This window comes from Acinetobacter sp. YH01025, from assembly GCF_013420185.1.
In the GTDB taxonomy this organism is placed as follows: Bacteria; Pseudomonadota; Gammaproteobacteria; order Pseudomonadales; family Moraxellaceae; genus Acinetobacter; species Acinetobacter indicus.
The window spans coordinates 15,809-27,853 of the sequence record NZ_VOYR01000018.1 but is presented as its reverse complement, the minus strand read 5'-3'; the positions used below and the strand labels follow the sequence as shown (position 1 = coordinate 27,853).

Here is a 12,045-nt window from a genome sequence, read left to right as displayed (position 1 = left end):
AAACACTGGCCAATGACGACCCTGCCAAAGCAGATGCCTTTAAGTCTGCGATCATGGTATTGGCTGCACCAAACTCTATTGCCTTAAGTAGTCAGCAAGATGTGCATCTCTCTGCGGATGGTCAGATCAGCCACAGTGCTGGAGAGAGTATTAACCTCAGCACACAGCAATCTTTGATTGTGCATGCCAGCCAGAAACTGAGCCTGTTTGCAGCCCAACAGGGTGCACGCTTATATGCCGGTAAAGGCAAGGTTGAGATTCAGGCCCAAGGGGGTGGCGCAGATCTTATTGCCAGGAAAGGGGTGCAGGTCATCTCCACAGAAGACAGGATTGAAGTTAAGGCGAGTAAAAAAATTATATTGGTCGCTGGAGGAAGTCAGATTGAGATTAGTGGTTCAGGCGTGTTACCGACCACGGGTGGCAAGTTCGAGGTGAAAGCAGGGCAGCATCTGTTTTTACAGCCACAGAATGTGGTTGAACCGAAGATGAGCTTACCTCAGATGGCAACATTGTTTAGTAATCAAATCAATTATCAATGGAATAGCTCATCTGCAGGAGAAAAAGAAATTTTTGTGATTGATCAAACTGATGGAAAGCTTCTGAAAACCAATAAATCCATATTAAATGAACAACATCAATTGAGTACTTTTAGGTTCTATACGCCGCAGTCAACTGACTTTATTGCACTGGGCTTTAACTCTTTGCATACACATTTGAGTGGAGCATTGAGTGATGAACAGATTGATTATTTGCTCGAAGAAATAGAAGAAGATCAGGAGGATGAGGTGTCTACACACGAGGATATTGAATCATGAGTAAACTGGTGACCATTACCTCTAAGTTTTATGATAAATCTGGACGATATGTCAGAAATCTGAAGGTGAAATCACGTTATCAAAATTCATCGAGAGAGAATCTGAAGAAAACAGATACAGATGGCTTATTTGTCTTTCAAGCTTCTCCTAATCGGATGGTAGAAATTTTAGCAAAACCACCGAAGGCATCTGATTATACTGTGGTGAAGGTCATTAATTCTTCGACACTCTCCTCTTCAGAGCATCCTATAAAAATTCAGTTACCTAACACCATTGAAGAATATCGACAAATGAATAGTACGATTTCTCAGAATGGTTTGGTGGTAACACCTTTTCAAGTGGTTGATGTTCATGGAAAGATTATGGCTAATTTTCCGATACAAACACGACCAAAGGGAAAGAAAAGTTTTGAACGTATTACAGATGATCAAGGAAGAGTTGAAGTCCTCTCTTCGGCTAATCGTGATATTGAATTTTTAGCCTTAACATCGAATGATGAGTTTGTTTTAAAAAGATCGCTTAATTCAGGTAATGGCACAGAAAAACCTATTCTGATTCAATTAGATGAACCCTATGAAAAGTTTAAAAGTACTTCTACACTAACACTTGTAGATCGTGAAGGTAGTAATTACGTTATTGAAAAAACAAATATTGAGATGTTAATTGTAGCTACCGGGAAGAAAAAGGTTTATTCGATTTCCAATGGAAAACTGCCGTTAATAAGTATGGTTGGGCAGAGATTACAATTTACTGTACTCAAACCAGATGGAAAACCTTTAGATCCAGTAAGTTATGTGGCCAAAAGAGTTAAAGAGGAAGCTATTAAATTACATCTAGATGTTGATATTATTGAAGGAACCACAGAGGAGAATAAACCTAATTTAGATAAAAGGATTGATAATGATTCAGAAGATATTATTTCGTTAAGCTTTTTTAAAGCTGTTTATGGTTCTAGAAAACTATTTTCTCATCGCGTAATGAATGGGAGATCAACACAAAATACTACGCCAGAAGAGTTTGTTCCTGAGTTGAATAAAAGTCTTAGAAAACATAATTTAAAAGATAAATTAATGTTATGTCATTTTTTAGCACAAATTTATCATGAGTGTGACCACTTTAATACCTTAATTGAATATGCTAGTGGGAAAGATTATGATATATCTAACTTTCCGCCATCTGTTTGTGACATTAAAAATAGTCGAGCATGTCGAAGAAGAAATCAAATCTTAGCTGAAGGAAATACATCTTTTGGAGATGGTCCTAAGTATAAAGGAAGAGGTCTAATTCAGCTAACTTGGAAAAGTGCATATAAAAAATATAAAAACTACTCAGGAATAGATGTAGTTAGTAACCCAGAATTAATTTGTGATGACTTATTTCATGCAGTGGAAAGTTCTGTATGGGCATTTAATATATTTAAAAATGCAGATAATTTAATTTATAAAGGGTATCCAGATTTAAATAGTAACTATAGTGATAGTCATCATTTAAAAGTAGTTGAGTCTGTGAGTAAGAGAATAAATGGTGGAAATAATGGGATGTTGGAAAGAAAGAAGTTATTTATAAAAATATTGAGAGAAGTGGAGAAAAGGAATGGTTTTAAATAAATTTTTCATTTTTTTATTATTGATTTTTTCAGGTAATTTGTCAGCAAAAGATATTTTAGTAAAAGAAGATAATAATATTTACTATAGGAAAGGGGGAGAAAAATTTTATTTATTCAATGGTAGTGACTACTGTTATAATAAAAATGGTTTTTGGTTAGAGGAAATAAATGATAGTAAGTATAAATATTTGGTGGTGAATTACACAGAGGATTGCAACCCAAGTGGTCAATACAGGATTTTTGAGATATCTTCTAAAGAGGTAAAAGAGTTTTATTTGAGTCCATTATACGATCCAGAATTTAAAAAAAATAGAATTATTGAAAGGTTTAAAGATGGAGCAATAAGCTATAAAAGAATATATCTTTTAGAGTCTGGGAAATATATATTGAAAGAAGAATGGAGGACTTTAGCTCCAAACTTAAATTTAACTACTTTTTTTTCAAATCCTAATAATATTTATATATTGAAGAGTGACTTAGGTAAAATAGTCGAGAAAGTTGAAGTATCCTCAAGAAAGGCTTTTTTATTTGATCAATATTTTAATAAGAAAAGATCTTATTTAATTAATGGGGATATTGTAAGGATAAAAAATATTGTAAAAAATAAAGATGAATTTTACTTAAATATTGAATATTTAAGTATGGGTGGGAAAGTAGTAAAAGGTTATATATTGATATCTGATATTTTGTGATTTTTCATTTTAAAATTTTATGAATTAAAGAAATTTATAAGTCCAAGAATTATCAATAAGAATTGTAATTAATTAAAAATTCCCTATTCTAGTTTTCTCCTTAAGGGGGAGAGGAACTCTATTACTATAAGGTAATAAATGATAAGGTTGAAAAATTATGAAAAATATTTATGTATTAATTTTTATCATTTTATTATCATCATATTCATTGGCTCACTCTAGTCATGAATTTTATTGCTTATCAGATGGTAAAAAATCAATATTATTAGTTCCTATTTACTATCTTCAAGTCAAAAAAATTAAATATTTCCCCTATATGAGAGATATAAATCTTTCAGACCCCTATGAAATAGAAGAAGTAGATATGGGTGATAATGCTCAGCCAGAAATCTATCGTTCAATGAATGAAATTATAGATGGTAAAATCACTGGGAAATATCGTTTTATGTCCCAAGGATATTTACTTTATGAAGTGGCTTATACAAATAAAAATACTAGAAAAGTCACTAAATTCGAGAATAAAAAAGTAAAATTAAAGGGAATTGAATGTTTTTGAAAATTTTCTTGAGTTGTATTTTTATAACTTTATTTGGATGTGGCTCTTCAGAAATTAGTCGTTCAGCTGAAGTGGATCAGAATACTATTGCAGATGAGAAAATCTTTGAATTGAATCTTGTTGATTTGCAATTAAGCGATCAAGGAGGTATTGCTAAATTATCAAAAAAAATAATTTTTGCCGACTTCATGTTGAGCTATTAAGTAGTTATGGGAAGGAGGTTTATAATTTTAAATTTAGCCTATTAAGTTTAGTAGAAACTAATCATTTTATTTATAAATATGAGGGTGGAATTGTAGACTATAGAACTGCAGAGGATAAAGAGCTGACAGAGTTGATGGCAGAGTACAAGGATGAACATGTTATTTCAAATGAGCTTCAGTTAATAAATAAGGAAACCGTATTAGGTCATAAGAATATTGATATCAATAAAAATTTTGAATTTTATTTGAATTTATTCCCAAATGATGCAGTTTTAAAGTGTAGATAAATTTAGGAAATATAAAAATAAATAGCTATGAGTCCTTTTAGTATTCTGGTTATAGTTCATCTTTTTTCTGAATGGTAAAAGCCGACTCTCGTCGGCTTTATAAATTATCCTTCCAGCACTGTTTCCAGCAACTCTTCACTTGGAGCGAAGTAGTAAGCGCCATCTAAAGCGGTGACAAAATGCAGTAAACGGTCATGAATACCATCTCCCGAGGTGCCAAACATACGCTCAAGCATCGCATCCAGAATGGTTAAATCCTTGGTATAGGCAATAAAGAATAAGCCTTGGTCACCTTGCCCATCCCCATACGGTAGGGAATGACGCAGAATTTCCATTTCTTCACCTTCATCATCTTCAACTACGGTACGGGCGACGTGGGCATTGTCAGGTTTCACCTCATCATCCAGCTCAATCGACTCAAGTTTGGTGCGACCCATCACTTGTTCTTGTGCATCGACTTTCAGACGTTTCCATTTATCTAAATCATGTGCATAACGCTGGGCAAAGACAAAGGAACCATCTTCAAAAATGCCGGCATCTTCGCCCAGTAAAGCGACTTCAGCACGGTCATCCGGGAATTGCGGGTTTTCTGTGCCATCAATAAAGCCGGTCATGTCGCGGCCATCAAAATAGCGGAAGCAGACCCGCTCATCCAGAACATCAACCTGATCCTGAATACCCTCAAAGAAAGACTGGCTCAGGGCAAAACAGATATCCGCACGGGCACTGGCAATATGAATGAGTACATCTGCCGGTACGACAGGCATCTGGAATGCGCCTTCAATCGGTTGTAACTGCTTAAAGCCAGCTGGAGTTTGGGAGTACAGTTGTGCCCAAAGTTCAGGTCCAAAGGCCACGGCAGTTTTAATTTGTGCATGAGGATGCTGGGTAATCAGGCGATCACGGGTATTAAAAAGATCAGCTAATTTTTCTTTTAATTGCTCAAGAGTTAAATCTTTTAAACGTAAAACAATAAAACGGGCATGATCTGAAGGTAATGGCAAGATTACAGATTGAGCTGTCATTCATGGCTCCTAAGTTTTTAATAATCAATCACTAAAACTATTGTGCCTGAACCGGTAGCAGCTTAACAGTCTCTGGATCAGATTTTTATTGCCTCTTTACTGCGCACTTAAAAGATGAATCGTCATATAATAATCTGTCATTTTTGTGGTGAATTACCATGTCTTATCAGATTTGGCTGGCCTATATGCTGGCCTGTTGGGTGATTAGTGTGTCGCCGGGCGCAGGTGCGATTGCCTCGATGTCGAGTGGGCTGAATTACGGTTTTCGTCATGGTTACTGGAATGCCATCGGGCTGCAACTGGCGCTGCTGGTACAGATTGCGATTGTGGCGGCCGGCGCGGGCGTGCTATTTGCGACCACGCCTTGGGCTTTTCTGGCAGTGAAATGGTTCGGGGTAGCGTATCTGCTGTATCTGGCCTATCTGCAATGGAAAGCGCCGGTACACTCGATTGAAATCCGGCAGGATTTACCACAGAAATCAGCTGGACGACTGCTGCTGAACGGTTTTCTGGTGAATATGAGCAATCCGAAAGCGATTGTATTTTTGCTGGCTGTCTTGCCACAATTTCTGGATTTATCCAAACCGCAGTGGATTCAATATCTGATTATGGCAGCAACCATGATTACGATTGATCTGATTGTGATGGCGGGCTATACCGGCCTGGCAGCTAAGGTTTTAAGATTGTTAAAGTCACCGCGTCAGCAGAAAGTCATGAACCGGACGTTTGCCGGTCTGTTTGCTGGTGCTGCATTTTTATTAAGTCTGGTGCATCAGTAATAGATGTTGATTTTCCCCTCTCAATGATAAAGAGGAGAGGGCTAGATGGAACCTTTCGGTTGATTGTTTAGGCCAGTTTTTTAAATTTCTGTATGGTAAAGATCAGGGCAAAAATCACCGCCATGGTCAGCACAATAGTCAGACCGGTCGAGGTATTTAAGCCGGCGCTGGACCATAAACCAACCGTTACCCCAATTTGTGCAATCACAAAAGCCCAAATCACCATCTGTTTCGGAGAATGCGCCAGCAGTCGTGCCGTGAGCGCCGGAATCACCAGCAGCGCACCCATCAATAGCGAGCCGACCGCGCGTAATGCCAGAACCGTAAACAGGGCCAGCAGCAACATAAAAATCAGACGTTGCCACTGGGCATGAATACCTTCACTGGCAGCAATATCCGGATCAATGGCAATCTGAATCTGGGCTTGCCAATACTTATATAGAACCAGCAGTGCACCGACAATCACCAGCGCAAAGATGGGTAAATCAGCCCAGGAGATCGTGAGCAGATCACCAAACAGGTAGCTGAGCAGTTCCGGGCGCAGGCTTGGAATGTGCTGGATAAACAGTAGACCGGAGCAGAGCAGGGTCGCAGAGCATAAGGCCAGCAGGGCATCATTCGGTAAGCGCGGATCATGCAGAATCCAAAGAATACCAACCAGTAATAAGGCTAAAAATGTAACGCCCATCCACAGCGGTAAGCTCAAGGCGCCGGCAATGGCCACGCCTAATAAGGTGCCATGTGCCATGGTATCGGCAAAAAAAGACATCCGGCGCCACAGCATCAGACAGCCGAGTGGCGCGGTCAGAAACACCAGTAAAGTGCCCATGATCCAGGCCGGAAGTAATAACGATAACCAATCCATCATGGTTTAGACTTCCGGTTCAGGGTGAATATGGGGACGGGAATCATGCTGACACGGCTCGGCATGGTCGCCATGCGCACAATGATCATGATGATGCTGATAGAACACCCGGTTGGTGCCAAAAATGGCCTGATATTCCGGATGCTGCTGCACGCTTTCGGGCAAGCCGCTACAGCAAATGTGTTTATTTAAACATACCACCCGATGCGTGCCTTGCATGACCCATTGCAGATCATGTGAGACCATCAGCACGGCACAGCCATATTTTTCTGGTAGGCTACGCACATAGTCATACAGCTCGGCTTCCGACTGGATATCCAGCCCCTGCATTGGTTCATCCAGCACCAGCACATCGGGTTGGCGCAATAAGGCGCGGGCCAGTAATACCCGCTGCCGTTCACCACCTGACAATTGCTGCACTTTGGAATTTTCCAGCTTGGCAATACCGGTATCGCGGATAATTTCTGCTTTTAACGTGCTGCTACATTTTTCTAAAGCCAGAAGATCCTTGACCCTTAACGGCAAGCTGTGTGAAGGATTGAATTTCTGCGGCACATAGGAGAATTTTAGTTTTTTATCGGCCAGTACTTTGCCAGCCGTGGGTTTGACAATACCGAGCATGACTTTAATCAGCGTCGATTTGCCGGCACCATTCGGACCAATGAGCGTGACAATTTCTTTCTCATGCAAAGAGAAATCGACCTGTTTTAAAATATCACGCTCATCAATCCGGACTTGAATCTGTTCAAGGCGAATCAGCGGCGCAGGACTTAGCGTTTGCTGGCGCAGTGCTGACATAAACCAGAAATCTCGATAATACTGTGATGGGCGGTGAAGTGGTCCGAAGCCGACAGCTCTGCCAGTTGCTGCAGTAAACCCTGCGCAGAAGCTTCTTTGACCACTTTGCATTCGGTGCAAATTAAAAACGCCGCCTGATGGCCTTCGCGCGGATGGCAGCAGGGAATATAGGCATTAATAGAAGTTAAACGGTGAATCAGCCCTTTTTCTAATAAAAAGTCGAGGGTGCGGTACACGGTTGGTGGTGCCGCCGGACGATCTGACTCACTTTTAATTTTGGCCAGCAGGTCGTATGCCCCCATCGGGCCCGAGGCATTTAAAATCAGTTCCAGCACTTCACGACGAAGTGGGGTCAGGCGAGCACCTGTGGCGGCACAGAGACTTTCGGCTTCAGCAAGACGCTGCTCAATATTTTGATGGTCGTGCACGCCATGTAATGCATCATGATGTTCATGAGAACATAAGCTCATAGCTACCCCAAGGAAATGTAGGAGGAAAATCGGACATTAAATTTTAACATGAAGTATAGTCAGATTCGATTATACATAGGTATTTTTGTTATTTTGTTATAATATAACATCTATCCTGTTTTATGATTTTGCGCTCATGTCCCGTTTTTTCGCCTTCTGTGCTCTGGCTTTGTTCAGTACCTTGAGTTGGTCTCAAAGTCTTGTTATTTCGACACAGCCGATTTATCTGATTGCCAAGGAAATTACACAAGGCATAGAAACCCCGACCTTATTATTGGCCGACCAGACCGGACATGATGTCAGTTTGACTCCTGCACATCGCAAGACCATTCAGGATGCAGGTCTGGTGATCTGGCTGGGCAAAGCGCATGAAGCGCCTCTAGAAAAACTGTTCAGCAATCAGAGCAAAGCTATTTCATTGCTAGATTCTGGCATTTTGCAAACGCTACCACAGCGTAGCCCTCGTGGTGCAGCATTAAAAGATACGGTCGACTCGCATGTCTGGCTTGATCCGAACAATGCCATTCGTATTGGCTTTTTTATTGCGGCCTTGCGTTCCCAGCAGGTGCCTGAGCAGCGTGAACAGTACTGGGCCAATGCCCGTGCCTTTGCCCAAGAGCTGCTCCTGACCGCAGACAAGTTTAAAAGCAAAGCCTCGGCCAAAGCCTACTGGTCTTATCATGATGCCTATCAATATCTGGAACGTCCGCTGAACCTGAAGTTTGCCGGCGCACTGACCCATGATCCGCATGTCGCTCCGACGGTGGCGCAAATTAAATATATGAATGATCATCGTCCAAACACGAAAATGTGTTTACTGGCCGAAGGTCATGCCAGCAAGAGCCAGTATCAGCGCCTGAATCCGATTGTGTTTCAAATGGTCGACGAAAGTATGAGTGGGGCAGGGGACTTTGTGCAGGCCTGGCAGAAATTGGCTACCCAAACGCAAAAATGTGTAATAAATGCGCAAAAATAGCGCGTTTTGGCGGCAAATTTGAATTATGACAATACGGTTACAGTTGTGCAAAAAAATACGACTAAGATCGGGAAAAGATTGCATGTTCAGGGGTGTAACTCTATAATGCCTGCGATAAAAAACGATCATCAGTTAAACTTGTCAAGCATTTATGCTGTGAGTGGAAAGTAAATGAGCCGAACTAGTCGCTTGATTGACCGACGATTAGCGAAAGCTTTGGTCTTCTTGCAAGCATTCATGATACCTGTTGCTGCATTGATTGCCTGGATATTCAAAGATGCTACAGCCGCCTTGAGTGCCGCACTTGGTGCATTGGTATGTTGGGTTGCAAGTTGTTATTTTTCCTGGCAGTCGTTCCGCGCAGCAGGCGCGAGAGCATCTAAACAAGTTCTGTCGAACATGTATAGGGGCATGCTCGGTAAGTTTGCGATTGTGATCGTAGGATTCATTTTAATTTTAAGCAATGTCGAGCCGTTGTCTCCGGTTGCATTGTTTTGTGGTTTTATTCTCGTTCAGGCCATGTCGTGGGTCGCTCCGTTTTGGGTGTCACGTCTACAAAAACGAGTATAGGCGCAGCAAAAATTGAAAAGTTTTTAGGAGATGAGCGAGATATCAAGCAGCACGCGATATTCGTTCCCTCTTTTGTTTTTGACATTGACCAGGTGTGATTTATGGCTGCTGAAGAACATGCCCTTACTTCGACCGAGTATATCAAGCATCACTTGACCAACATGACGTACGGCAAAATGCCAGACGGTTCATGGAAGTTGGCTGAGTCTGCTGAAGAAGCTCAACAGATGGGGTTCACTGCTATTCACTTGGATTCAATGGGTTGGTCTATCGGACTTGGTCTGATCTTCTGTTTATTGTTCTGGATTGTCGCGAAAGCTGCAAATTCAGGCGTGCCTGGTAAATTCCAGTCAGTAATTGAAGTGATTATCGAGTTTGTAGATTCAAGTGTACGTGATACCTTCCATGGGAAGTCTCGATTAATTGCACCCTTAGCATTAACCATTTTCGTGTGGATTTTCCTCATGAACTTGATGGATTTAATCCCTGTTGACTTTATTCCTTATGTAGCTCAACAGGCGATTGCATCTATGCTGGGTGTGGACCCTCATCAGGTTTACTTTAAAATTGTTCCGACTACAGATCCAAACATTACCTTAGGTATGTCTATTTCTGTATTCTTCTTAATTATTTTCTATAGTATTCGTGAGAAAGGTGTTGGCGGCTTCGTTGGTGAGTTGGCACTTAACCCATTTAACCCAAGTAATCCAGTTGCTAAAGTGCTTTTAATTCCATTCAACTTATTGTTGGAATTGACTACTTTCTTGGCGCGACCAGTTTCATTGGCTCTACGACTGTTCGGTAACATGTATGCGGGTGAGTTAATCTTCATTCTTATCGCGTTATTACCGTTCTGGATCCAGTGGGCATTGTCTGTGCCTTGGGCGATTTTCCACATTTTGATTATTACGCTACAAGCATTCATTTTCATGATGTTGACAATCGTGTACATGAGCATGGCAAGCGAAAAGCATTAATGGTATGGCCTAACTGTCATCGGGCGGTTGGGCACACAATTTTTTAACTTAATTTGGTATAAAACCTAACCTCTGAGGAATTTTTCATGGAACTCACTTTAGGTCTAGTTGCAATTGCATCTGCTATCTTGATCGCTTTCGGTGCTTTAGGTACTGCGATTGGTTTTGGTCTTTTGGGCGGTCGCTTCCTTGAAGCTGTTGCACGTCAGCCAGAATTGGCTCCACAACTTCAAACTCGTATGTTCTTAATCGCGGGTCTTCTTGATGCTGTGCCTATGATCGGTGTTGGTATTGGCTTGTTCTTCATCTTCGCTAATCCATTTGTAGGTTAATCAGCTTAATTCCCAAAAATCCACTATTTGAGGAATAGCAATGAATATCAACCTCACATTGATTGGCCAAGCGATTGCATTTGCGATTTTCGTCGCATTCTGCATGAAGTTTGTATGGCCACCACTAATCAATGCGATTAGTGAGCGTCAGCGTCGCATCGCTGATGGCTTAAATGCTGCTGAAAAAGCAAAAGCTGACCTTGCTGATGCGCAAGCACAAGTTAAGGCAGAGCTAGACGCAGCGAAAGCACAAGCGGCTCAATTGATCGAACAAGCGAACCGTCGTGCAGCACAATTGGTCGAAGAAGCGCGTACTCAAGCATCTGCTGAAGGTGAGCGTATCCGTCAACAGGCGAAAGAAGCTGTTGATACTGAAATCAATGCTGCTCGCGAAGAATTACGTCAACAAGTCGCTGCTTTGGCAGTTGCCGGTGCTGAGAAAATTCTTAGCCAGCAAGTTGACGCAGAAGCTCACAATGCCATGCTGAACCAGCTGGCTGCTAAACTTTAAGCGAGGCGAAATATGGCTGAACTCTTGACGTTGGCACGCCCATATGCGAAAGCAGCATATGCTTATGCCTCTGAGCAAAGTGCAACTGACAGTTGGTCACAAGCACTAGCATTGCTCAGTGCTGCGGTACAAGACGAAGCATTTTCAGCTTACTTAAATCGCCCTGAGCTTACTCCTGCAGAGCAGGTGAGTGTTTTTGCGAAAGTTTTAGGTGAAGACCAGACTGCAGCATTGTCAAACTTTTTGACTTTGCTTGCTGAAAATGATCGTTTGTCTTTAATGCCTGAAATTCAAGCAGAATATGAACAGCTCAAATCACAGAATAACAACAATGTGGACGTCGTAATTGAATCGGCTTTCCCATTGTCTGCTGACCAGGAACAAGTGTTGAAAGCGGCGCTGGAAAAGCGTTTCAACAGCACGGTTTCTATTGTAGTAGAAGTCAACCCGGCGTTAATCGCGGGTGTTGTTATTCGTGCAGGCGACCAAGTGATAGATGATTCTGCGCTTAACAAGCTTGAAAAAATGCGGACTCGTCTTCTTGCGTAATTGCATATAAGAAGACTGAACTTTAAAAAGATTG

At 41.3% G+C, this 12,045-nt stretch carries 16 protein-coding genes; 12 read left to right on the top strand and 4 right to left on the bottom strand.

What is annotated here, in order from left to right; genetic code table 11:
- The 5 genes from FTT89_RS13745 to FTT89_RS13725 form a co-directional block, all read left to right on the top strand.
- Positions 1–815 (top strand): DUF2345 domain-containing protein (locus tag FTT89_RS13745; RefSeq protein ID WP_180172891.1); only part of this gene is annotated, 815 nt, incomplete at its 5' end.
- Positions 812–2,422 carry a hypothetical protein gene (locus tag FTT89_RS13740; RefSeq protein WP_168370295.1) on the top strand — a complete coding sequence of 537 codons (1,611 nt, stop codon included), beginning with the start codon at positions 812–814 and terminating at the stop codon, positions 2,420–2,422. The genes FTT89_RS13745 and FTT89_RS13740, both read left to right, overlap by 4 nt.
- Positions 2,409–3,113 carry a hypothetical protein gene (locus tag FTT89_RS13735; RefSeq protein ID WP_168370296.1) on the top strand — a complete coding sequence of 235 codons (705 nt, stop codon included), beginning with the start codon at positions 2,409–2,411 and terminating at the stop codon, positions 3,111–3,113. Before FTT89_RS13740 ends, FTT89_RS13735 begins: the two co-directional genes overlap by 14 nt.
- Before the next feature lie 157 nt (positions 3,114–3,270).
- Positions 3,271–3,669, top strand: coding sequence for a hypothetical protein (locus FTT89_RS13730; RefSeq protein ID WP_160241726.1), 399 nt, complete (start codon positions 3,271–3,273; stop codon positions 3,667–3,669).
- On the top strand, positions 3,660–3,872 hold the full coding sequence (locus FTT89_RS13725; RefSeq protein WP_168370297.1) for a hypothetical protein: 213 nt from the start codon (positions 3,660–3,662) through the stop codon (positions 3,870–3,872). Before FTT89_RS13730 ends, FTT89_RS13725 begins: the two co-directional genes overlap by 10 nt.
- Before the next feature lie 391 nt (positions 3,873–4,263).
- On the opposite strand, the gene FTT89_RS13720 is transcribed toward FTT89_RS13725, so the two are convergent.
- Positions 4,264–5,184 (bottom strand): Dyp-type peroxidase, encoded by a 921-nt coding sequence (locus FTT89_RS13720; RefSeq protein ID WP_005181383.1) that lies wholly within the window; start codon positions 5,182–5,184, stop codon positions 4,264–4,266.
- A gap of 158 nt (positions 5,185–5,342) precedes the next feature.
- Here FTT89_RS13720 and FTT89_RS13715 point away from each other — a divergent pair, with 158 nt between their 5' ends.
- On the top strand, positions 5,343–5,963 hold the full coding sequence (locus tag FTT89_RS13715; RefSeq protein WP_005181385.1) for a LysE family transporter: 621 nt from the start codon (positions 5,343–5,345) through the stop codon (positions 5,961–5,963).
- Between the two features lie 67 nt (positions 5,964–6,030).
- On the opposite strand, the gene znuB is transcribed toward FTT89_RS13715, so the two are convergent.
- From znuB to FTT89_RS13700, 3 genes are read right to left on the bottom strand one after another with little or no spacing between them, the layout of a single operon-like run.
- Positions 6,031–6,831, bottom strand: a complete 801-nt coding sequence (gene znuB / locus FTT89_RS13710; RefSeq protein ID WP_168370298.1) for a zinc ABC transporter permease subunit ZnuB — start codon at positions 6,829–6,831, stop codon at positions 6,031–6,033.
- A 3-nt stretch (positions 6,832–6,834) separates the two neighbouring features.
- Positions 6,835–7,626: a zinc ABC transporter ATP-binding protein ZnuC gene (gene znuC, locus FTT89_RS13705; protein ID WP_016658981.1), complete on the bottom strand. Its 792-nt coding sequence runs from the start codon at positions 7,624–7,626 to the stop codon at positions 6,835–6,837.
- The gene (locus FTT89_RS13700; RefSeq protein ID WP_005181393.1) at positions 7,599–8,096 is read right to left on the bottom strand and encodes a transcriptional repressor; all 498 of its coding nucleotides are present in this window, start codon (positions 8,094–8,096) and stop codon (positions 7,599–7,601) included. Before FTT89_RS13700 ends, znuC begins: the two co-directional genes overlap by 28 nt.
- Before the next feature lie 136 nt (positions 8,097–8,232).
- Between FTT89_RS13700 and FTT89_RS13695 the strand changes: the two genes are divergently transcribed.
- From FTT89_RS13695 to FTT89_RS13670, 6 genes are all read left to right on the top strand, one after another.
- Positions 8,233–9,072, top strand: a complete 840-nt coding sequence (locus tag FTT89_RS13695; RefSeq protein WP_016658982.1) for a metal ABC transporter solute-binding protein, Zn/Mn family — start codon at positions 8,233–8,235, stop codon at positions 9,070–9,072.
- A 171-nt stretch (positions 9,073–9,243) separates the two neighbouring features.
- Positions 9,244–9,642, top strand: coding sequence for an ATP synthase subunit I (locus tag FTT89_RS13690; protein ID WP_005181400.1), 399 nt, complete (start codon positions 9,244–9,246; stop codon positions 9,640–9,642).
- Between the two features lie 101 nt (positions 9,643–9,743).
- On the top strand, positions 9,744–10,619 hold the full coding sequence (gene atpB, locus FTT89_RS13685) for a F0F1 ATP synthase subunit A (RefSeq protein WP_004970145.1): 876 nt from the start codon (positions 9,744–9,746) through the stop codon (positions 10,617–10,619).
- An 86-nt stretch (positions 10,620–10,705) separates the two neighbouring features.
- Positions 10,706–10,951: a F0F1 ATP synthase subunit C gene (gene atpE / locus FTT89_RS13680; RefSeq protein ID WP_000424060.1), complete on the top strand. Its 246-nt coding sequence runs from the start codon at positions 10,706–10,708 to the stop codon at positions 10,949–10,951.
- Between the two features lie 40 nt (positions 10,952–10,991).
- Positions 10,992–11,462, top strand: a complete 471-nt coding sequence (locus tag FTT89_RS13675; protein WP_005181403.1) for a F0F1 ATP synthase subunit B — start codon at positions 10,992–10,994, stop codon at positions 11,460–11,462.
- Between the two features lie 12 nt (positions 11,463–11,474).
- Positions 11,475–12,011, top strand: coding sequence for a F0F1 ATP synthase subunit delta (locus tag FTT89_RS13670; protein WP_005181408.1), 537 nt, complete (start codon positions 11,475–11,477; stop codon positions 12,009–12,011).
- The last annotated feature ends 34 nt before the right edge of the window (positions 12,012–12,045 follow it).